The organism is Massilia sp. P1_C10, from assembly GCF_056406475.1.
In genome coordinates, this window is sequence record NZ_JBFUAC010000010.1 from 143,082 (window position 1) to 163,935 (window position 20,854).

The 20,854-nt window shown below is 67.3% G+C and carries 16 protein-coding genes; 14 read left to right on the top strand and 2 right to left on the bottom strand.

Going from position 1 to position 20,854, the window contains the following annotated elements; genetic code table 11:
• The first annotated feature begins 18 nt into the window (after nt 1-18).
• Both AC1D02_RS19770 and AC1D02_RS19775 read left to right on the top strand, forming a co-directional pair.
• Nucleotides 19-2,328 (top strand): methyl-accepting chemotaxis protein, encoded by a 2,310-nt coding sequence (locus AC1D02_RS19770; protein WP_477320026.1) that lies wholly within the window; start codon nt 19-21, stop codon nt 2,326-2,328.
• A gap of 12 nt (nt 2,329-2,340) precedes the next feature.
• A complete protein-coding gene (locus AC1D02_RS19775; protein ID WP_477320028.1) occupies nt 2,341-7,629 on the top strand; it encodes a hybrid sensor histidine kinase/response regulator in 5,289 nt (1,762 codons plus the stop codon).
• Between the two features lie 7 nt (nt 7,630-7,636).
• On the opposite strand, the gene AC1D02_RS19780 is transcribed toward AC1D02_RS19775, so the two are convergent.
• A complete protein-coding gene (locus tag AC1D02_RS19780) occupies nt 7,637-9,055 on the bottom strand; it encodes a cryptochrome/photolyase family protein (protein ID WP_477320030.1) in 1,419 nt (472 codons plus the stop codon).
• A 179-nt stretch (nt 9,056-9,234) separates the two neighbouring features.
• Here AC1D02_RS19780 and AC1D02_RS19785 point away from each other — a divergent pair, with 179 nt between their 5' ends.
• From AC1D02_RS19785 to AC1D02_RS19810, 6 genes are read left to right on the top strand one after another with little or no spacing between them, the layout of a single operon-like run.
• Nucleotides 9,235-9,894 (top strand): YqgE/AlgH family protein, encoded by a 660-nt coding sequence (locus AC1D02_RS19785; RefSeq protein WP_477320032.1) that lies wholly within the window; start codon nt 9,235-9,237, stop codon nt 9,892-9,894.
• Nucleotides 9,894-10,289: a Holliday junction resolvase RuvX gene (gene ruvX, locus AC1D02_RS19790; RefSeq protein ID WP_477320034.1), complete on the top strand. Its 396-nt coding sequence runs from the start codon at nt 9,894-9,896 to the stop codon at nt 10,287-10,289. The genes AC1D02_RS19785 and ruvX overlap by 1 nt, the downstream gene beginning before the upstream one ends.
• On the top strand, nt 10,273-10,803 hold the full coding sequence (pyrR, locus tag AC1D02_RS19795) for a bifunctional pyr operon transcriptional regulator/uracil phosphoribosyltransferase PyrR (protein ID WP_477320036.1): 531 nt from the start codon (nt 10,273-10,275) through the stop codon (nt 10,801-10,803). Before ruvX ends, pyrR begins: the two co-directional genes overlap by 17 nt.
• Nucleotides 10,796-11,761: an aspartate carbamoyltransferase catalytic subunit gene (locus AC1D02_RS19800; protein ID WP_477320038.1), complete on the top strand. Its 966-nt coding sequence runs from the start codon at nt 10,796-10,798 to the stop codon at nt 11,759-11,761. Before pyrR ends, AC1D02_RS19800 begins: the two co-directional genes overlap by 8 nt.
• Entirely contained in the window at nt 11,758-13,044 is a 1,287-nt protein-coding gene (locus AC1D02_RS19805) for a dihydroorotase (RefSeq protein ID WP_477320040.1), read from the top strand. The genes AC1D02_RS19800 and AC1D02_RS19805 overlap by 4 nt, the downstream gene beginning before the upstream one ends.
• Before the next feature lie 51 nt (nt 13,045-13,095).
• Entirely contained in the window at nt 13,096-13,821 is a 726-nt protein-coding gene (locus tag AC1D02_RS19810; protein WP_477320042.1) for a lysophospholipid acyltransferase family protein, read from the top strand.
• On the opposite strand, the gene AC1D02_RS19815 is transcribed toward AC1D02_RS19810, so the two are convergent.
• Entirely contained in the window at nt 13,822-14,667 is an 846-nt protein-coding gene (locus AC1D02_RS19815) for a symmetrical bis(5'-nucleosyl)-tetraphosphatase (RefSeq protein WP_477320044.1), read from the bottom strand.
• Nucleotides 14,668-14,785: 118 nt separating this feature from the next.
• Here AC1D02_RS19815 and rfbC point away from each other — a divergent pair, with 118 nt between their 5' ends.
• From rfbC to waaA, 6 genes are all read left to right on the top strand, one after another.
• Nucleotides 14,786-15,331 carry a dTDP-4-dehydrorhamnose 3,5-epimerase gene (gene rfbC, locus AC1D02_RS19820; protein ID WP_477320046.1) on the top strand — a complete coding sequence of 182 codons (546 nt, stop codon included), beginning with the start codon at nt 14,786-14,788 and terminating at the stop codon, nt 15,329-15,331.
• A 178-nt stretch (nt 15,332-15,509) separates the two neighbouring features.
• Entirely contained in the window at nt 15,510-16,604 is a 1,095-nt protein-coding gene (locus AC1D02_RS19825) for an MraY family glycosyltransferase (protein ID WP_477320048.1), read from the top strand.
• Nucleotides 16,605-16,687: 83 nt separating this feature from the next.
• Entirely contained in the window at nt 16,688-16,996 is a 309-nt protein-coding gene (locus AC1D02_RS19830; protein WP_305512133.1) for an H-NS histone family protein, read from the top strand.
• Between the two features lie 184 nt (nt 16,997-17,180).
• On the top strand, nt 17,181-18,560 hold the full coding sequence (locus AC1D02_RS19835) for a phosphomannomutase/phosphoglucomutase (RefSeq protein WP_477320050.1): 1,380 nt from the start codon (nt 17,181-17,183) through the stop codon (nt 18,558-18,560).
• Nucleotides 18,561-18,574: 14 nt separating this feature from the next.
• The gene (waaC, locus tag AC1D02_RS19840) at nt 18,575-19,555 is read left to right on the top strand and encodes a lipopolysaccharide heptosyltransferase I (RefSeq protein ID WP_477320052.1); all 981 of its coding nucleotides are present in this window, start codon (nt 18,575-18,577) and stop codon (nt 19,553-19,555) included.
• Nucleotides 19,552-20,820, top strand: a complete 1,269-nt coding sequence (gene waaA, locus AC1D02_RS19845) for a lipid IV(A) 3-deoxy-D-manno-octulosonic acid transferase (RefSeq protein WP_477320054.1) — start codon at nt 19,552-19,554, stop codon at nt 20,818-20,820. Before waaC ends, waaA begins: the two co-directional genes overlap by 4 nt.
• The last annotated feature ends 34 nt before the right edge of the window (nt 20,821-20,854 follow it).

The window sequence follows — 20,854 nt, forward strand, 5'->3', positions numbered from 1 at the left end:
TTCGCCTCGAAACTGTCAATGGGTTTTTCGCCAAAGGCCAAGCCGGAACACGAGGTCGCGCTGACCTCGCCCGATACCCAATACGGCGCCAAGCCGGCGCCCAGGCTCGAGCCGGTGCCGACACCAGCGCCGGCCAGCGCCGACGCCGCCGGCGACGAGGCGGCCAGCCCCCTCAGCCTGGGCGGCATCATGCGCCGCAAGCGCGCGGCCGCCAGTCCCGAAGAAGAAGCCCAGGAACTGCAGCTGCCCCTGATCGGCCACCTGTCGCTGGCGCGCCAGCTGCGCATCCTGCTGGTCACCTTCGTCATCGGCATTTTGCTCACCATCGTCGCGCTGTGGCAGAACTCCGCCTCCAACGTGGTCGCCTCGGCCCAGACCCAGATCGCCTCCGATGCGCTGATGCACTCGCAGCGGGTCGGTAAAGCGGCGCCGAACGCGATCCAGGGCAGTCCGGAAGCCTTCACCCAGCTCGACGAAAGCCGCATCGAACTGACGCGCGACCTGAACCTGCTGGCGCACGGCGGCGAATTCGCCGGCCACCGCGTCCCGACGCCGTCGATCGGCATGGCCAAGACGCTGGCCGCCGCGCGCGCCAAGTGGTCCACCTCCGACAACGCCGCCGGCACCATCCTGAAAATGAAGACCGAGCTGACCGGCTTCAAGAACACCCTCAAGCAGCTCGACGAACTGTCGCCGCAGCTGCTCGGCATGACCGACGAACTGCTGACGCAGAAAACGGCGCGCGGCGGCAACCCGCGCGAACTGGCCGCGATCGGCCGCATGATGATGCTGACCCAGCGCCTGTCGCGCAGCGCCAGCGAATTCCTCACCTCCGGCGGCGTGCGTCCCGAGACCGCGTTCCAGCTGGGCCGCGACACCGGCATCGTGCGCTCCACCATCGACGGCTTCCTGAACGGCAGCGACACGCTGGGCCTGGGCGCCGTGCGCGATCCCGAAATGCGCGCCAAGCTGGTCGAGATCAAGGCCAAGTTCGACGTCTACCAGAAGCTGGTCGGCTCGATCCTCGCCAACCTGCCGCGCTTCACCGCGGCGAAAGGCGCCGAGCAGTCGATCTTCTTCGAAAACGAAGGCATCCGTAAAATGCTGTCCGACGTGCAGTCGACCTACCGCAACAACCAGGACTCGACCGACTCGTGGTTCTGGCTGATGGTGATCTCCTCGATCTTCACCCTCGCCGTGGCCGGCAGTATCAGCCGCGTGATGCTGCAGGATTCGCGCAACCGCACCCGCGGCGCCGACAGCCGTCGCGCCGAAGCCGAAGCGCTGCGCCTCCTGTCGCAAGCGAAGGAAGAAGAAGCCAAGGCCACCAACGACCAGAACCAGGCCGCGATTTTGCGCCTGATGAACGAACTGCAGGAAGTGGCGGACGGCGACCTGACCGTGCACGCCACCGTGTCCGAAGACATCACCGGCGCGATCGCCGACTCGGTCAACTACACCGTGGAGGAACTGCGCGGGCTGGTCGAGCGCGTTACCAACACCGCCGAGCAGGTGACCTCGCAGTCGACCCACGCACAGAACATCTCGACCGAGCTGCTGTCGGCGACGCAGCAGCAGTCGCGCGAGATCCAGGACGCGTCGGCCACGGTCCTGAAGATGGCGAGCGAAATTACCGACGTGTCCAAGTCCGCCAACGAGTCGGCCGAAGTGGCGCGCCAGTCGGTGGCGGCGGCGCACCAGGGTTCGACCGCGGTGGAAAACGCCATCAAGGGCATGCACGAGATCCGCGAGCAGATCCAGGAAACCTCCAAGCGCATCAAGCGCCTGGGCGAATCGTCGCAGGAGATCGGCGAGATCACCGAACTGATTTCCGACATTACCGAGCAGACCAACGTGCTGGCGCTGAACGCGGCGATCCAGGCGGCGTCGGCCGGCGAAGCGGGACGCGGCTTCTCGGTCGTGGCCGAGGAGGTGCAGCGGCTGGCGGAACGTTCGGCCGAAGCGGCCAAGCAGATCGGCGCGCTGGTGCGCACCATTCAGACCGACACCCACGACGCCGTGGCGGCTATGGAAAAATCGACCCAGGGCGTGGTCGAGGGAGCGCGCCTGTCGGACGCCGCGGGCGCCGCGCTGAACGACATCTCGGGCGTGTCGAACCGCCTCGCGGAGCTGATCCAGGGCATTTCGTTCGCTACCGGATTGCAGGCGACGTCGGCCAACGGCGTGGCGCACAACATCCAGCACATCCTGTCGGTGACCGAGCATACACAGGACGGCACGATGCAGACCGCCGAATCGATTCGCCAGCTGTCGACGCTGGCGCAGGAACTGAAAAACTCGGTCTCGCGCTTCCGCGTCTCCGCCTAAGGACTGCCTGTCATGACTGATTTTTCGCACGCGCCGCAATTCGATACAGGGCCGCTGTCCTGGGTGATCGGCGAGATCCGCGATGCCCTGGGCCGCTCGCGGGCCGCGCTCGACGAAGCGAAGGAGCGCGGCGCCGACGCCCGCGCCACCTCGCTGCAGCATGCGAAAACCCATTTGCACCAGGCCCACGGCGCGCTGCAAATGGTCGACGTCGAAGGCGTCGGCCTGATGACCCAGGCCTGCGAGCAGGCGCTCGAGCGCATGCGCGACGGCAGCCTCGAATGCAACGACGCCAATTGCGCGGCGGTGACCGAAGGCTACCAGGCCGTGATCGAATACCTCGACGAGCTGCTGGCCGGCGCCGCGCCCCAGCCGGCGCGCCTGTTCCCGTATTACCGCCCGCTGCAGGAAGCCCTGGGCGCGCAGCGCATCCACCCGGCCGACCTGCTGTTCGTCGACCTGTCGGTCAAGGTCGACCTGCCGCCGCACCAGGCGCCCGAGGCGCCCGACTACGCGGCGTTCCGCGCCCGTTTCGAGAAAGCCCTGCTGCCGTTCCTGAAAAGCGCCGAGCCTGAAGCGCAGCGCGCCAACGCGCTGGCGCTGCAGGAAGCGATCGCGCTGGTCGAAGACGCGCAGCAGGACGCTCCCGCGCGCACCTTCTGGATGGCGATGCGTTGCTTCGCCGAGCTGGTCGCCAGCGGCCAGCAGGCCAGCGACCTGTATGTGAAGCAGCTGTTCGGCCTGATCAACCTGCAGATCCGCCGCCTGTCGCAAGGCCAGGGCGGGCTGCCCGAAGCGATGCTGCGCGACGCGCTGTTCTTCATCGCCGCGGCCGGCGCGCCGGGCGCCGACGCCCAGCTGCTGCGCCGCGCCTATGGGCTGGCCGGCTTGGTGCCGTCCGATTACGACAGCCGCCGCTACGGCCGCATCGACCCGCAGGCGCTGAAGACCGCCAAGGACGCGCTGGCCCAGACCAAATCGGGCTGGGACCGCATTTCGTCCGAATCGGACGTCAAGCTGGAAGAAGGATTCAACCAGGCGCTGGCGACCCTTGCCGGCGCCAGCGACGAACTGGGCGCGCCCGCGCTGGCGCAGCTGCTGCGCGAGCTGGGACGCGCGGCCAGCGACTCGATCGCCTCGGGCCGCAGCGACCAGTTCAGCATGGAGATGGCCACCGCGATGCTGTTCGTCGAGCATGGCCTCGACCAGGTGCGCCAGCTGCCGGCCGATTTCGACGAACACGCCGAAGTCGTCGGCGCGCGCCTGCTGGCGCTGGCCGCCGGCGAAACGCCGCCGGACGCGCCGCAGTGGCAGGGCGACCTGTCGCGCCAGATTCAGCAAGGGCAAACTGTCGCCGTGCTGGCTGGCGAAATGAAGACCGGCCTGCGCCAGGTCGAAAAGGCGCTCGACGATTATTACGCCGATGCGGCAAAGCGCCCGGCGCTGGCCGACATCGACTCGGTGCTGTATCAATTGCAGGGCGCGCTGGCGATTCTCGACCAGGACCAGGCCATGCGCGCGGCCCAGCACGTGAAGGCCGCGGTACGCGCGCTGGCGGCGGGCGAGGGCGCGCCTGACGTGCAGGTCGACTCGCTGCAGAACATCGCGCAGAACGTTGGCGCGCTGGGCTTCTTCATCGACATGCTGGGCCAGAACTTCGACGCCGCCAAGAACCGCTTCCGCTTCGACGAGGCGGACGGCATGTTCCGCGAAGTGCCGTTCGAAAAAGCCGTCGCCGGCGACACGCCGTTCGACGTCGAGCCGGCCCCGGTCGCCGCCGAGCCGGAGCCGCAGCCGGCGCCCGCGCCGGTCCAAGCCGCGCCGGTGGTGCAGGAAGAGGACGCGGTCGAAGCCGAGCTGCTCGAGATCTTCATTTCGGAAGCGCAGGAAGTGCTGGCCTTTGTCGCCGACACGCTGCCGTCCGCGGTGGCCGAACCGTCGAACCAGGAAACGCTGACCAAGCTGCGCCGCTCGTTCCACACCCTCAAGGGCAGCGGCCGCATGGTCGGACTGACCCGCTTCGCCGACGGCGGCGCCGCCGTCGAACGCGTGATGAACGCGTGGCTCTCCGACAACCGCGCCGCGACGCCTGACTTGCTGGCGCTGCTGGACTACGCCGCCAAGGATATGGCCGCCTGGGTCGACGAGCTGGCCGCGACGGGCGCCTCCGCGCGCAGCAGCGCCGCGCTGGTCGACGCCGCCGCGGTGGTGCAGGAAGGCGGCGCGTTCGCCTTGCCTGGCGCCGAAGCCGCGCCGGAACAGCAGGAAGAGCCGGAAATCATCGACATGACGATGCCGGACGAACCGTTCGAGTTCGACGAGCCGGAACCAGAACCGGAGCCGGAGCCCGAGCCCGAGCCCGAGCCGGTTGCGGCATCCGGCGGCCAGGTCATCGAATTCCCGGGCGCCGCCGCGCCGCGCCCCGCGCCGCCGGAAGACAACATGCGTCGTTTCGGCGACCTCGAAATCCCGCTGCCGCTGTATAACATCTACCTCGCCGAAACCGACGAATTGATGCGCGTGCTGACGCAGGACTTCGGCGAATGGCGCCATGAGCCTTTCCGCGCGGTGTCGGACGCCGCGCTGAAAGCCTCGCATACGCTGGCCGGCACCTCCGCCACCGTCGGCTTCAAGGCGCTGCGCGCAGTCGCGCACGGCCTGGAGATGGCATTGCTGGCGCTGGCCGACCCGTCGCCGCAGCTGGCCGAGGCGCAGCGCGACCTCCTCGACGAAGCGCTCGAATGCGCGCGCCAGATGCTGCGCCGCTTCGCGCAGGGCGAGCTCGCGCCGGCCCAGCCGGAACTGGTCGAGCGCCTGGCCGAACTGCGCAACACGCTGATCGCCAACGTGCCCGAATCCGAGCCGGTGGCCGAGGACGAAGCGCCGCGCGCCGATCCCGCCATCGAAGCGATCGACCACATGCAGGACGGCGGTTTCGACGACAGTTTCGACGAGCCGATGCTGCAGCAGGCGGCGCCCGACCACGACCTGATGCTGCCGGAAGCCGGCCTCGAGCCGGAGCTGATCGCCGAACCCGAGCCGGTCGCGGTGGCCGAGGCGGTGGCGGCGCCGATGGACACCGTGTATCGGGACGACCTCGACGCGGACCTGCTGCCGGTCTTCCTCGAAGAGGCGGCCGACCTGTTCCCGGCGCTCGGCGACGGCCTGCGCAAGTGGCAGCAGAATCCTGCCGATGCGGCGCCGGCGGCGAACCTGCTGCGCACGCTGCACACCGTCAAGGGCAGCGCGCGCATGGCCGGCGCGATGCGCCTCGGCCAGCACACCCACGAAATTGAAACGCAGATCGAGAACATGGTGCACGCGGGGACCACGACCCCGGCCGCCTTCGATGAACTGCTGGCCAACTACGACCACGCGCTGCTGCTGCTCGAACAGCTGCAACAGCCGGCAGCACCGGCCGTTGCGGCGCCGGTCGCTGCTACGCATTCCGTAGCGCCCGAGCTGGCGCCGGTCGCGCCGGCCCGCACCGCGCTGGTGCGCGTGCGCGCCGACATCCTCGACCGCCTGGTCAACCAGGCCGGCGAAGTATCGATCACGCGCTCGAAGCTGGAAAACCAGGTCGGCTCGCTCAAGACTTCGCTGTCCGACTTCTCGGAAAACCTGGCGCGCCTGTCGCGCCAGCTGCGCGAAGTGGAGATGCAGGCCGAATCGCAGATCGCCTCGCGCATGTCGATTTCCAGCGAGCGCGAATTCGACCCGCTCGAATTCGACCGCTTCACCCGCCTGCAGGAACTGACGCGGATGATGGCCGAAAGCGTCAACGACGTCGCCTCCTTCCACGAAAGCCTGTCGCGCACGGTCGATTCCGCCAGCGCCGACCTGGTGCAGCAGTCGCGCCTGACGCGCGACCTGCAGCGCGACCTGATGCGGGTGCGGATGGTGCCGTTCTCCAGCCTGTCCGAGCGCCTGTTCCGGGTCGCTCGCCAGAGCGCCAAGGAACTCGACAAGCGCGTCAACCTCGACATCCGCGGCAGCGCGGTGGAAATCGACCGCAGCGTGCTGGAACAGATGGCCGCACCGTTCGAACACCTGCTGCGCAACGCCATCGTGCACGGCATCGAGTCGCGCGAACGGCGCGGCGCCGCCGGCAAGGCCGAAACCGGCGAACTGCTGGTGCAGGCCAGCCAGCAGGGTAACGAAGTGGTGATTCAGTTCAGCGACGACGGCGCGGGCCTCGACCTGAACAAGATCCGCGCCAAGGCGCGCTCCGCCGGCCTGCTGGCCGAAGGCGCCGAGATCACCGACCACGAAGCGGCCGACCTGATTTTCGAGCCGGGTTTCTCGACCGCCGACGCGCTCACCGAGCTGGCCGGCCGCGGCGTCGGCATGGACGTGGTGCGCTCGGAAGCGCAGGCGCTGGGCGGCCGGGTCGAAATCGAATCCAGGCCGGGCAGCGGCGCGCGTTTCACGATTCACCTGCCGCTGACGCTGGCCGTCACCCAGGTCGTGCTGACCTCCAGCGCCGGCAAGACCTACGCGCTGCCGTCGATCCTGGTTGAACAGGTGCTGCAGATGAAGGAAGCGGCGCTGGCCGAGGCGCAGGCCGCCGGCTTTGTCCAGTTCCAGGGCCAGAAGGTGGCGCTGCATTACCTGCCGACGCTGCTGGGCGACCGTGAAGCGCGGCCATTGGCGCAGCGCTCCTCGCCGGTGATGATCCTCAAGAGTGGCGTCGACCGGCTCGCCGTGCAGGTCGACGACGTGCTGGGCAACCGCGAGGTCGTCATCAAGAACATCGGGCCGCAGCTGTCGCGCATGATCGGCATCTCCGGCGCCACCGTGCTCGGTTCGGGCGAGATCGTCCTGATCCTCAACCCGGTCGCCTTGTCGCTGCACGCCGCGCATCATCCCGGCGTGTTCGGCATGGAGCCAGCCGCGCCGGTCGTGCAGCCGGCGGCGGGACGCGATGCGGTGATCATGGTGGTGGACGATTCGCTGACCGTGCGCCGCGTGACCCAGCGCCTGCTGGAGCGCGAAGGCTACCGGGTGATCCTGGCCAAGGACGGCGTCGACGCGCTCGAACACCTGCAGGAGACGATTCCCGACCTGATGCTGGTCGATATCGAGATGCCGCGCATGGACGGCTTCGACCTGACGCGCAACATCCGCGGCAACGACAGCACGCACGCGGTGCCGATCATCATGATCACTTCGCGCACCGCCGACAAGCACCGCAACTACGCGCTCGACCTGGGGGTGAATGCCTACTTCGGCAAGCCCTTCCAGGAAGACATGCTGCTGGCGGCGATCGCCGGCCTGCTCAAACGCGAAATGCCGGCGTAAGCGCCGGCTACGGAATCAGGTCCGCCGGACCTGATTCCGTTTTTTTCACTACCGCATACCTCTCCAGCGTCTTCGCGCGCGCCTCGGCGTGATCGACGATCGGCGCCCGCGGCAAGTGGATCTCCTTGTCGTCCAGCTCCGCAAGCTGCGGCAGCGAGTGCCGGATAAACTCCCCGCCCTTGTCGAACTTCTCCGACTGCGTGACCGGATTGAAGATGCGGAACCACGGCTGCGCGTCGCAGCCCGACGACGCCGCCCATTGCCAGCCGCCGTTGTTCGACGCCAGCTCGTAGTCGTTCAGGTGCAGCGCGAAATAGCGTTCGCCCCGACGCCAGTCGATGCCCAGGTCCTTGACCAGGAAGCTGGCCGCGACCATGCGCAGGCGGTTGTGCATGAATCCTGTGCGGTTGATCTGCGCCATCGCCGCATCCACCAGCGGATAGCCGGTGCGGCCCTCGCACCAGGCGGCGAACGCTTCTTCCGCCTGCGGCCCCGACTCCCATGCGACCGCGTCGTAGGCGGGCTTGAACGCGCGCTCGGCGACATGCGGATGGGTGAACAGGATCATCGCGTAGAACTCGCGCCAGATCAGCTCCGACAGCCACACCGGCGCGCCGGCGCCGCCCGCGCCGCTGGCGACCAGCTGGTTCACGCTGCGCACCAGGTGGCGGATCGACGTGGTGCCGAAGCGCAGGTGCACCGACAGTCCGGAGGTGCCGTCCACCGCCGGGTAGTTGCGCGCCTCGCCGTACTGCTTGATGCGCGCGACGAAACTCTCGAACTGCGCGGCGGCGCCGGACATCCCCGCGTGCATGCCGGCGGCTGCTATGTCGACCGGCTCGAACCCGATGTCGGCCAGCGACGGCAGCGTGGAGGCGCCCCGCGCCAGCCGCGCCGCATGCGGCTCGACCGGCCACGGCGCCAGCGCCAATGGCTCGGCCGCCATCCGCTTGAGCCACGCGTTCTTGTAGGGTGTGAATACGGAGAAGGGCTTGTCGGCCAAAGTCAGCACTTCGTCCTTCTCGAAAATGACCTGGTCCTTGAAGCTGAAGAACTGGCGCCCGTCCTGGGCCAGCGCGGCGGCGACGGCCGCGTCGCGCGCGATCGCCTGCGGCTCGTAGTCGGCGTTGGCGAACACCGCGTCGGCCCCGAGCTCCTCGGCCAGGCGCGGAATCTCGTCCTGCGCCACCGCGTGGCGCACGATCAGGTGCCCGCCCAGCTGGCGAAGTTCCGCCTCCAGCTCGGCCAGGCTGGCGTGGATGAAGGCGACGCGGCGGTCGCGGCGCGGCAGCGCGTCGAGGATTGCCTTGTCGAAAATGAAGGCGCAATAGACCTGTTTCGACGAAACTAGCGCCTGATGCAGTGCGGCGTGGTCGAAGGCGCGCAGGTCGCGGCGAAACCAGACTATTGACTTATGGAATTTCATTTCACGTGTGCAAGCTCAAGGGAGGGGGGAATTTTACTCGCTACGATGGCTGTAACCGCGCGCCGTAGGCGCTTCAGGTGGGCGCCGGCGCAAATCAGTGTAAACTATCGAAAAGTCCGAACTTGTAATCCGGATACTAGCAGGCAATACAGAGAGCAAGCCGGGAGAGAGTGACGCGTATGAAGAAGAGCAAGGTCGACAAAACGCTACCGATGCCGGGGCTGCCACGCGATCACGACGGCGAACTGGGCAGCACCATCGCGCCTTCTTCCTCCGCTTTCAACCTGGCCAACCACTTCCTGATCGCCATGCCGTCGATGCAGGACCCGGTGTTCGGCGGCACCGTCGTCTACATCTGCGAGCACAACGACAACGGCGTGCTCGGCGTCGTCATCAACAAGCCGACCGACATGACCATGGAGATCCTGTTCGAGCGGATCGACCTCAAGTTGTCCGACGGCCTGCGCACCACCGTGGTCAACGAACCGATCATGTTCGGCGGCCCGGTGCAGGACGACCGCGGCTTCGTGCTGCACACGCCCGGCGCGCACTACTCGTCGTCGCTGACGGTCACCGACGAAGTCGCGTTCACCACCTCGATCGACGTGCTCGAGGCGGTCGCCGCCGGCGACGGCCCGCAGCGCATGCTGGTGTCGATCGGATACTCGGGCTGGAGCCCGGGCCAGCTGGAAGAAGAGATCGGCCGCAACGGCTGGCTGACGGTGGGCGCCGACGCCCACGTGCTGTTCGACCTGCCGGTCGAAGAACGCTACAACGCAGCCATCAAGCTGCTCGGCATCGATCCGATGATGCTCGCGCTCGAGGCCGGCCACGCCTGATGGTGGAGATTGTTTTCGGCTTCGACTTCGGCATCAAGCGTATCGGCATCGCCATGGGGAACACCCTGACCGGACAGGCGCAGCCGCTGTCCGTGGTCAAGGCGATCGACAACGCCACCCGCTTCGCCCAGATCGGCGCTCTGGTCGCCGAATGGAAGCCGGCGCGCCTGGTGGTGGGCGAGCCGCTGCACCCTGACGGCGCCGAGCACGAGATGACGCTGCGCTGCCGGCGCTTCGCCAACCAGCTGCACGGCCGCTTCAACCTCCCCGTTATACTGGTCGACGAGCGCTATTCGTCGGCGGTGATCCAGGCCAGGCGCGGCGAAGTGATCGACGCCAAGGCCGCCGCAATCATTTTGCAACAATACTTTGACGACCATGCCAACAACAACTAAAGCTTTCGATGCCGAGGCACTGTACCGCGACCTGCTCGGCCAGGTGAAGACGGGACTGGAGGGTGTGGCCGACGTGGCCATCGTCGGCATCCACTCGGGCGGCGCCTGGCTGGCCGAGCGGCTGGCCGCGGACCTCGGCCTGAAGGGCCGGCTCGGCTTCATCGACGTCTCGTTCTATCGCGACGACTACGCCAAAAAGGGCCTGCACCCGGACGTCAAGCCGACCCAGATCGGCTTCAACGTCGACCGCGCCAACATCGTGCTGGTCGACGACGTGCTGTTCACCGGGCGCACCACGCGCGCGGCGATCAACGTGCTGTTCGACTACGGGCGCCCGGCCCGCATCATGCTCGCGGCGCTGGCCGACCGCGGCGGCCGCGAGCTGCCGGTGGCGGCCGATTTCGTCGGCGTCCGGGTTCAGCTCGATACTCCGCTCGAATCACAGCAGTCGCTGGTGCTGCAGCGCGCCGCCGACGGAACTCTCTCGCTCACCATTGAAGACGACCATGCTTAATCCGCAACTGAACAAACACGGCGAGCTGCAGCACCTGCTCACCATCGAAGGCCTGCCCAAGTCCATCGTCAACCACATCCTCGACACCGCCTCGTCGTTCGTCGGCATCTCCGACCGCGAGGTCAAGAAGGTGCCGCTGATGCGCGGTAAAAGCGTGTTCAACCTGTTCTTCGAAAACTCCACCCGCACCCGCACCACCTTCGAGATCGCCTCGAAGCGCCTGTCGGCCGACGTGATCAACCTGAACATCTCGGCGTCGTCGGCCAGCAAGGGCGAGTCGCTGCTCGACACGATCGACAACCTGGCCGCGATGCACGCCGATATGTTCGTGGTGCGCCACGCGCAGTCGGGCGCGCCCTACCTGATCGCCAGGCACCTGATCGACACGAAGCAGGGCCACGTCCACGTGGTCAATGCGGGCGACGGGCGCCACGCGCACCCGACCCAGGGCCTGCTCGACATGTACACGATCCGCCACTACAAGAAGGACTTCACCAACCTGACGGTGGCGATCGTCGGCGACATCCTGCACAGCCGGGTGGCGCGTTCGGACATCCACGCATTGACCACGCTGGGCGTGCCGGAAGTGCGCGCGATCGGCCCGCATACCCTGCTGCCGGGCGGCCTGGAGCAAATGGGCGTGCGCGTGTTCACCGACATGGACGAGGGCCTGAAGGGCGTCGATGTGATCATCATGCTGCGCCTTCAGAGCGAGCGCATGAGCGGCGCGCTGCTGCCGTCGGCGCAGGAATACTTCAAGAGCTACGGCCTGACGCCCGAGCGCCTGGCGCTTGCCAAGCCGGACGCGATCGTGATGCACCCGGGGCCGATGAACCGCGGCGTCGAAATCGATTCGGCAGTGGCCGACGGCGCGCAGGCGGTGATCCTGCCGCAGGTGACCTTCGGCATCGCGGTGCGGATGGCGGTAATGAGCATTTTGGCGGGAACCCACGGATGAAACTGCATATCAAGAACGGGCGCCTGATCGACCCGGCAAATCATATCGACGCACGGCAGGACCTGTTTATCGACGACGGCAAAGTGGCCGCGATCGGCGCCGCGCCGGCCGGCTTCGTTGCCGACCGCACCATCGACGCCGCCGGCCTGGTGGTGGCGCCCGGCCTGGTCGACCTGTCGGCGCGCCTGCGCGAGCCGGGCTACGAATACAAGGCCACGCTGGAATCGGAAATGCAGGCGGCGATGCAGGGCGGCGTGACCTCGCTGGTGTGCCCTCCCGACACCGATCCGGTGCTCGACGAGCCGGGCCTGGTCGAGATGCTCAAGCACCGCGCGCGCGGCCTGAACCAGGCCCACGTGCATCCGCTGGGCGCGCTGACCATGGGCCTGAAGGGCAAGGCGCTGACGGAGATGGCCGAACTCACCGAGGCCGGCTGCATCGGCTTCGCCCAGGCCGAGGAGCCGATCGAGGACACCACGGTGCTGCTGCGCGCGCTGCAGTATGCCAAGACCTTCGAGTACACCGTCTGGCTGCGACCGCAGGATGCCCACATCGGCCGCGGCGGCATCGCGCACAGCGGCCCGCTGGCGTCGCGCCTCGGCCTGGCCGGAGTGCCGGTGATGTCCGAGACCATCGCGCTGCACACGATCTTCGAGCTGGTGCGGGCCACCGGCGCGCGCGTGCACCTGTGCCGCATGTCGTCGGCCGCCGGCCTGGAGCTGGTGCGCGCGGCCAAGAAGGAAGGCCTGCCGGTCACCTGCGACGTCGGCGCCCACCACATCCACATGACCGACGCCGACATCGGCTTCTTCGACTCGAACGCGCGCGTGACGCCGCCGTTCCGCAGCCAGCGCGACCGCGACGCGATCCGCGCCGGCCTGGCCGACGGCCTGATCGACGCGGTCTGCTCGGACCACACGCCGGTCGACGACGACGAGAAGCTGCTGCCGTTCGGCGAAGCCTCGCCCGGCGCCACTGGCCTGGAACTGCTGCTGTCGCTGACCCTGAAATGGGCCGAGGACCATGCCGGCGGCGCGTTGCCGCTGGCGCTGTCCAAGGTGACCTGCGACGCCGCGCGCGTGGCTGGCCTGGCGGCCGGCCGGCTCGACGTCGGCGCGCTGGCCGACGTGGTGCTGTTCGACCCGGCGGCGCGCTGGAAGGTCGAGCGATCGGCGCTGGCCAGCCAGGGCAAGCACACGCCGTTCGCCGGCTACGAACTGGCCGGGCAGGTGATGGCCACCATCGTCGCCGGCCGGGTGGCGTACGAGCGCGCGCTGCGCTGATGAGCATGGGGTCGGGTCCGCCGGACCTGACCCCGATTTAATTGGTGTCATTTGAATATCCAGCCAGCCTGGCGCCTGTTGCGCGTCTTCCTCCACCTGTTCCGGGGCCTCGCCGTTTGCGCGCTGGTGTTTCCGTTCGCCGGCGCGCCGCGACGCGACGCGCAGATCCGCCGCTGGTCGCGCCGCCTGCTGGCCATCTGCGGGGTCAGCGTCGAGCAGCAGGGCGAGGCGCTGGAGCACGCGCTGGTGGTCGCCAACCACATCTCATGGCTCGACATCTTCGTCATCAACTCGCTGCAGCCGTGCCGCTTCGTCGCCAAAGCCGAGATCCGCGCCTGGCCCGTGCTGGGCTGGCTCGTCGCGCAGGCCGGCACTGTGTTCATCGCGCGCGGCAACCGGCGCGACCTGCGCCACACTTTCAAGGGCATCGTCGGCAGCCTGCAGGCTGGTGAGCGGGTGGCGTTCTTCCCCGAAGGGACCACCGCAGCGCAGGGCGGGAACCTGCCGTTCCATGCCAACCTGTTCGAGGCGGCCATCGACGCCAAGGTGATGGTGCAGCCGTACGCAATTGCGTACGTCGACGGCGCCGGAGCGCTGCATCCGAAGGTCGATTTCACCGGCGACATGAGCTTCGCCGCCAGCATGATCGCGATTCTTTCCGGACCGCCGATCCGCGCGCGGCTGGAGTGCCTCGCGCCGATCGACGCGACCGGCGCGCACCGGCGCGAACTGGCCGAGCGCGCGCAACGCGCGGTCGCCGGGGCGCTCAGGCGCTAGTTATTGTTTGCCGGCGTGGGCCCGGTACTCCGGGCAGTCCACCTGCAGCAGCGCGCGGTTCTCCAGGCAGACGGCGGAGAGCTTTCCGCCCCATACGCAGCCGCTGTCGAGCCCTATCACGTCATCGCGCAGCAGCAGCCCGAGCGCCGACCAGTGGCCGAACACCACCGTCACCTCCGAGGTCCGGCGTCCCGGCAGCTCGAACCACGGCAGCAGTCCCGATCCTTCCGGCGCGCCGGCATTTTCCTTGTGGCCGAACACCATCACGCCGTCCGGCGTGCAGAAGCGCATACGCGTGAAGGCGTTGACGATGCAGCGCCAGCGCGGCACGCCCTCGAGGGCGTCGTCCCAGCGGTCCGGCTGATTGCCGTACATCTGGCCGAGGAAATCGCGCCAGCCCGGCCCGCGCAGCACCGCCTCCACTTCGGCCGCCAGCGCCATCGCCTGGCCGGCGGTCCATTGCGGCAGCACGCCGGCGTGGAACAGCAAGTGCTGGCCGGCCATCAGGGCCAGCGGCCGGCGCCGCAGCCAGTCCATCAGCGCGTCGCGGTCGGGCGCGGCGAGGATCTCGTCGAAGGTGTCCGACTGCGAGGCCTGCTGCGCGCCGCAGGCCACCGCCAGCAGGTGCAGGTCGTGGTTGCCGAGCAGCGCCTCGATGCGTCCGCCGCTGTCCTCGCACAGCGCGGCGACCCGGCGCAGCGCGTCGAGCGAGGCGGGGCCGCGGTTGACCAGGTCGCCGACGAACACGATGGCCGCGTCCGGGCCGCCGTCGAGGGCGATCCGGTCGAGCAGGAGCTGGGCTTCGTGCATGCAACCTTGCAGGTCGCCGATGGCATAGGTTTTCATGGGGCGGCGAATTAATGACGATGGGGCGCAAGTTTCACATAGAATTGGGTTTTCGTCACATGCACGATTAGCAATGCGGCCGCATGTTTGCCGCAATTCACTTTACAAGGTCTCTCCCATGAAAGTTACTCCGACCGCTATCCCGGAAGTGCTGGTGCTGGAACCGCAAGTCTACGGCGACCAGCGCGGCTTTTTCTACGAAAGTTTCAACGCGCGCAGGTTCGAGGAAGTCACCGGCCAGCGCGTCAATTTCGTTCAGGACAATCATTCGAAATCGGCCCGGGGCGTGCTGCGCGGCCTGCACTACCAGATCAGCCAGCCGCAGGGCAAGCTGGTGCGTGTCACCGCCGGCGCGATTTTCGACGTGGTGCTCGACCTGCGCGCCGCGTCGCCGTTTTTCGGGCGCTGGGTCGGGGTCGAACTGTCGGCGGAAAATCGGCGCCAGATCTGGGTGCCGCCCGGCTTCGCGCACGGCTTCGTGGTGACCAGCGACAGCGCCGAGTGCCTGTACAAGAACACCGATTACTGGGCGCCGGAACATGAACGCTCGATCCTGTGGAGCGATCCCGCGCTGGCCATCGAGTGGCCGTTGGCGGGGGAACCGATCGTGTCGGCCAAGGACAGCCGCGGCACCTTGCTGGCCGACGCCGAGGTGTTCCAGTGATATTCGCGGGCTGCGCCCAGCGCCGCCCGCCAGTGTCGACGCCGCCTGCGAATTGGCCTTTTCCCCAAGTTGGGAAACGCGCGGCGAGTTATGCATTTGAATAAATTGAATATCACATTTTTTGCAGCGAGCAATGCCGCGCGGGCCGGCGTTGGGGATTTTTCTTTGCGAAAGAATAATGTTTTCTTTTCTCGTCAGTTTCTTCTTTTCCGCCTTGTTGTCACTGCTGGTGATCAAGCAGGTACGGCTGCGCGGGAGAGCGCTCGATTCGGATTTCGACGGGGTACAGAAAGTCCATGCGCATAACGTGGCGCGAATTGGCGGTATTCCAATTTTTATAGCGGTATTGTTCAGCGCCGCCATTTCCATTTGGCGCGTGCCGGCGCTGGCCAATTCGCTGTTATCGCTGTTGCTGTGTGCATCGATCGCCTTTATCGGCGGGATCGCGGAGGACTTTACCGGCAAAGTCAGCGCCGCGCGGCGCCTGCTGTTAACCATGGCGGCGGCCCTGGCGGCGTATTATCTGATCGACGCCCGGCTCGACCGGATTGATATTCCGTTCGGCTCCTGGCCGCTGCGCCACGCCTGGCTGATATTGCCGCTGACCGTCCTGGCGGTGGCGGGCATCGCGAATGCCGTGAATATCATCGACGGGTTTAATGGATTGGCCAGCGTGGTCACCATTTGCATGCTGGTGTCGCTCGCCTATGTGGCGGCGCAGGTAGGCGATGTGATGGTGGTGGTGGCGGCGCTGATGGTGGCCGGCGCCACCGCCGGCTTCCTGATCTGGAATTATCCGGTCGGACTGATTTTTCTCGGCGACGGCGGCGCCTACTTCCTCGGTTTCATGCTGGGCGAACTGGCGCTGCTGCTGGTGGTGCGCAATCCGCAGGTGTCCACCTGGTACGCGGCATTGCTGCTGATTTACCCCGCATTCGAGACGATATTCTCCGCTTATCGGCGCATGTTCGTGCGTGGCACATCGCCCGCGATGCCCGATGGTATTCACCTGCATAGCCTGATTTTCCGGCGCGTGGTGCAATGGGCGGTGGGCCGCAAGGAAGGGCGCGCGCTGGCGCGGCGAAATGCGCTGACCTCGCCGTATTTATGGCTGCTATCGCTGATGGCGGTAATTCCGGCCACGCTTTTCTGGCGTCATACCGAAGTCCTGATACTGTTCTGTTTATTGTTTATCGTCAGCTACGTATGGCTGTATGCGCGTATTGTTCGATTCAAGTCGCCGCGCTGGCTGATTTGGAGCAAGAAGGACTAGCATTTAAATGTGGATGTAGTATATTGCGACAATTGGTGAGAATTTTGCTAATGTCGTTATAACTCAACTTCTAAGGAACAATGATGGATCTCTCGAATATGTCGGTCGGTGATTTGCGCAATCTGCAGGACCAGATCAAGCAGGAAATGAAAAAGCGCGAACACCAGGAAGTGGCGAAAGCGCGCGAGCAGATCCTCGCAATTGCGCAAAGCGTCGGCGTACCACTGAAGGACCTGATCGGCGCCGGCGTGCGCGCAAAGACCGGCACCGTGGCGGTACGTTTCCGTCATCCGGATAACGCGTCGCAGCAATGGACTGGCCGCGGCCGCCAGCCGAAATGGGTCAAGGAATGGGTCGAAGGCGGCAAATCGATCGACAAGCTGCGCGTCTGATTCTCCCGCAGGGCCGGTTTGTCCGGTTTTCTGCCCAATAGCGGCAAGTTCCGCGGGTGCGCATTTCCCAAGCCCCCCGCTTGCCGCTACAATACCCCCGCATTCCCGTCGTCCGCCGCTCCTGGTCCTAGGATGGCGCGCGCAATTCCCCGATCCGGCTCGTTTCGTTCAAGGCAGATAATTCATGGTTGCGCTTTCAAAATCGATATTCAAGGCTTATGACATTCGCGGTGTAATCGGCAAAACCCTCGACGCCGGCGTGGCGCGCCAGATCGGCCAGGCATTCGGCCGGGCCGTGCTGGCCAAAGGCGAACGCAGCGTGGTGATCGGGCGCGACGGCCGCCTGTCGGGACCGGAACTGGCCGGCGCGCTGGCGCAGGGCCTGCAGGCGGCCGGCGTCGACGTCATCGACCTGGGCGTGGTGGCGACCCCGATGGTCTACTACGGCACCAAGGTGACCGGCGCGACGTCCGGCATCATGGTCACGGGCAGCCACAACCCGCCCGACTACAACGGCTTCAAGATGGTGCTGGCCGGCGAAGCGATCCACGGCGAGACCATCACCGCGCTGTACACCGACATCGCCGCCCACGACGGCCAGCCCGCCGCGCGGCAGGGCGCCTACAGCACCCGCGACATCCGCGATCAATACCTCGAGCGCATCATCGGCGACGTCAAGCTCGCGCGCCCGATCAAGATCGCGGTCGACTGCGGCAACGGCGTGGCAGGCGCCTTCGCGGGCGACCTGTTCCGCGGCATGGGCTGCGAAGTCATCGAACTGTTCTGCGAAGTCGACGGCCACTTCCCGAACCACCACCCGGATCCGGCCCATCCCGAGAACCTGCAGGACCTGATCGAATGCCTGCGCACCAGCGACGCCGAAATCGGCATCGCCTTCGACGGCGACGGCGACCGCCTCGGCGTGGTCACCAAGGACGGCCAGATCATCTATCCGGACCGCCAGATGATGCTGTTCGCGGCCGACGTGCTGACCCGCCATCCTGGCGCGCAGATCCTGTACGACGTCAAATGCACGTGCCACCTGGCGCCGTGGATCGCGCAGCACGGCGGCGAGCCGCTGATGTGGAAGACCGGCCACTCGCTGGTCAAGGCCAAGCTGCGCGAGACCGGCGCCCCGCTGGGCGGCGAAATGAGCGGCCATATCTTCTTCTCCGACCGCTGGTACGGCTTCGACGACGGCCTGTATTCGGGCGCGCGCCTGCTCGAGCTGCTGACCCGCGTGGAAGACCCGTCGGCGCTGCTGAACGCGCTGCCGCAGTCGGACAGCACGCCCGAACTGCACCTCGAACTGGCCGAAGGCGAGAACGTCGCGCTGATCGACCAACTGCGCAAAGACCCGTTTGCCGGCAACGAGCGCATCATCACGATCGACGGCCTGCGCGTCGAGTACGCCGACGGCTTCGGCCTGGCGCGCTCGTCGAACACCACGCCGGTGGTGGTGATGCGCTTCGAAGCCGAATCGCAGGCCGCGCTGGCGCGCATCCAGGCCGAGTTCAGGCGCGCGATCCTCGCCGCCCGGCCGGACGCCAGGCTGCCGTTCTGATTGCCGGGCTGCGCTTGAAGATCCTGCTGGTACGCGTCTCGTCGCTCGGCGACGTCCTGCATAATCTGCCGATGGTGGCCGATATCCTGCGCCGCCATCCTGACGCGACGATCGACTGGGTGGTGGAGGAGGGCTACGTCAGCCTGGTGCGCCTGAATCCCCACGTCCGCAACATCATCCCGTTCGCGCTGCGGCGCTGGCGCAAGAGCCTCGGCTCGAAAGCCACGCGCGCCGAAATCGCCGCCTTCTTCCGCGCGGTGCGGGCGGAGCGCTACGACTATGTGTTCGACACCCAGGGACTGCTCAAGACCGGCGTGATCATGGGCGCGGCGCGGCTGGCGCCGGGTGGGCGCAAGGTCGGCCTGGCCAACGGCAGCGAAGGATCCGGCTACGAAGGCATTTCGCGCATCTTCCACACCGACAGCATCGCGCTCGATCCGCGCACCCACGCGGTCGCGCGCGGGCGCCTGGTGGCCGGCGCGGCGCTGGGCTACGCGGTCGACACGCAGCCCGATTTCGGCCTGCCTGGCCCGGACCTGTCGCAGCGCCCGCACTGGATGCCGGAAGCGCCATACGCCGTCTTTTTCCACGGCACCGCGCGCGCCGCCAAGAAATGGCCGGCCGCGAACTGGATCGCCACCGGCCGCTGGCTGGCGCCGATGCCGGTGCTGCTGGCGTGGGGATCGGAAGACGAAAAGCGCGAGGCCGAACTGATCGCCGCCGGCATCCCGGACGCGATCGTGCTGCCCAGGCTGTCGATGATGGAAGCGGTGACGTTGGCGCGCAATGCGGCGCTGGCGATCGGCGTCGACACCGGCCTGACCCACATCGCCGCCGCCTTCCTGCGGCCCACCATCGAACTGTATTGCGACTCGCCCAAGTGGAAAACCGAGGGCAACTGGTCGCCGCGCATCGTCAACCTGGGCGACAAGGGACAACCGCCGTCGGTCGACGACGTCACCAGCGCCTGCGCGCGCCTGATCGGCGCCGCATGAACCGTTCCACTTACTCGCTGCTGTGGCGCCTGGCGCTGCCGCTGGTGCTCGGGCGCCTGTGGTGGCGCGGCCTGCGCGAGCCGGGCTACCGCAAGCACTGGAGCGAGCGCCTCGGGCGCTACGGCGACCAGGGCGCCGGCTGGCACACGATCTGGATCCACGCCGTGTCGGTGGGCGAGACGCGCGCCGCCGAGCCGCTGGTCGACGCCCTGATGGCGGCCTATCCGGAAAGCCGCATCCTGATGACGCACATGACGCCGACCGGACGCGCCACCGGCGCCGCGCTGTTCGCGCGCCACGGCCAGCGCCTCCAGCAGTCCTATTTGCCGTACGACCTGGCGCCGATGGTGTGGCGCTTCATGCGCCACTTCACGCCGCGCATCTGCATCCTGATGGAGACCGAGGTGTGGCCGAACCTGATCGCCGTGTGCGCCAAACGCGGCGTGCCGGTCGCGCTGGTCAACGCGCGCCTGTCGGAACGCTCGCTGCAGCGCGCCGGCCGCCTGGGCCACCTGATGACCGATGCGGCGCGCGCGATCACGCTGGTCGCGGCGCAGACCGAAGACGACGCGCGCCGCGTGCGCACGCTCGGCGTGCCGAACGTCGAAGTCACTGGCAGCATCAAGTTCGACGTGGTGGTGCCGCCAAGCGCAATCGACGCCGGCGCGGCGCTGCGCGGGCGCATCGGCGGCCGGCCGGTGCTGCTGTGCGCCAGCACGCGCGAGGGCGAGGAGACGCTGATCCTGGACGCCTTCACGCGCATGCAAGCGCGGCCGGCCGGCATGCTGCTGCTGATCGTGCCGCGCCATCCGCAGCGTTTCGACGACGTGGCGAAGCTGGCGCAATCGCGCGGCCTCACGCTGGCGCGGCGCTCCGAGGCCGGCGCGGTGGGCGCGGACGTGCAGGTGATGCTGGGCGACTCGATGGGCGAGATGTTCGCCTACTTCGCCGCCAGCGACTGCGCCTTCATCGGCGGCAGCCTGCTGCCGCTGGGAGGCCAGAACCTGATCGAAGCCTGCGCGCTGGGCAAGCCGGTGCTGATCGGCGAGCACACCTTCAACTTCGCGCAAATCAGCGACGAAGCGGTGGCGGCGGGCGCCGCGCAGCGCGTGCGCGACGCCGGCGACATGCTGGCGCAGGCCTCGCGCTTGCTGGAAAACGGCGCCGAGCGCGCCGCGATGGGCCAGCGCGCAGCGGCCTTCGCCAACCGTCATCGCGGCGCGACCGCGCGCACGGTTGAACTGTTGCGACGTCATATTTACTAATTTGATACCATGTGTTTTTTCAGGTCCGATCCAT

What these genes read in the sequence shown, in the direction of transcription:
- rfbC (WP_477320046.1), top strand. Translation starts at nt 14,786, where the DNA reads ATGAAAGTTACTCCGACCGCTATCCCGGAAGTGCTGGTGCTGGAACCG.
- AC1D02_RS19830 (WP_305512133.1), top strand. Translation starts at nt 16,688, where the DNA reads ATGGATCTCTCGAATATGTCGGTCGGTGATTTGCGCAATCTGCAGGAC.
- AC1D02_RS19835 (WP_477320050.1), top strand. Translation starts at nt 17,181, where the DNA reads ATGGTTGCGCTTTCAAAATCGATATTCAAGGCTTATGACATTCGCGGT.
- AC1D02_RS19815 (WP_477320044.1), bottom strand. Translation starts at nt 14,667, where the DNA reads ATGAAAACCTATGCCATCGGCGACCTGCAAGGTTGCATGCACGAAGCC.
- AC1D02_RS19785 (WP_477320032.1), top strand. Translation starts at nt 9,235, where the DNA reads ATGAAGAAGAGCAAGGTCGACAAAACGCTACCGATGCCGGGGCTGCCA.
- AC1D02_RS19825 (WP_477320048.1), top strand. Translation starts at nt 15,510, where the DNA reads ATGTTTTCTTTTCTCGTCAGTTTCTTCTTTTCCGCCTTGTTGTCACTG.
- AC1D02_RS19770 (WP_477320026.1), top strand. Translation starts at nt 19, where the DNA reads ATGGGTTTTTCGCCAAAGGCCAAGCCGGAACACGAGGTCGCGCTGACC.
- AC1D02_RS19805 (WP_477320040.1), top strand. Translation starts at nt 11,758, where the DNA reads ATGAAACTGCATATCAAGAACGGGCGCCTGATCGACCCGGCAAATCAT.
- AC1D02_RS19780 (WP_477320030.1), bottom strand. Translation starts at nt 9,055, where the DNA reads ATGAAATTCCATAAGTCAATAGTCTGGTTTCGCCGCGACCTGCGCGCC.
- ruvX (WP_477320034.1), top strand. Translation starts at nt 9,894, where the DNA reads ATGGTGGAGATTGTTTTCGGCTTCGACTTCGGCATCAAGCGTATCGGC.
- AC1D02_RS19775 (WP_477320028.1), top strand. Translation starts at nt 2,341, where the DNA reads ATGACTGATTTTTCGCACGCGCCGCAATTCGATACAGGGCCGCTGTCC.
- AC1D02_RS19800 (WP_477320038.1), top strand. Translation starts at nt 10,796, where the DNA reads ATGCTTAATCCGCAACTGAACAAACACGGCGAGCTGCAGCACCTGCTC.
- waaA (WP_477320054.1), top strand. Translation starts at nt 19,552, where the DNA reads ATGAACCGTTCCACTTACTCGCTGCTGTGGCGCCTGGCGCTGCCGCTG.
- pyrR (WP_477320036.1), top strand. Translation starts at nt 10,273, where the DNA reads ATGCCAACAACAACTAAAGCTTTCGATGCCGAGGCACTGTACCGCGAC.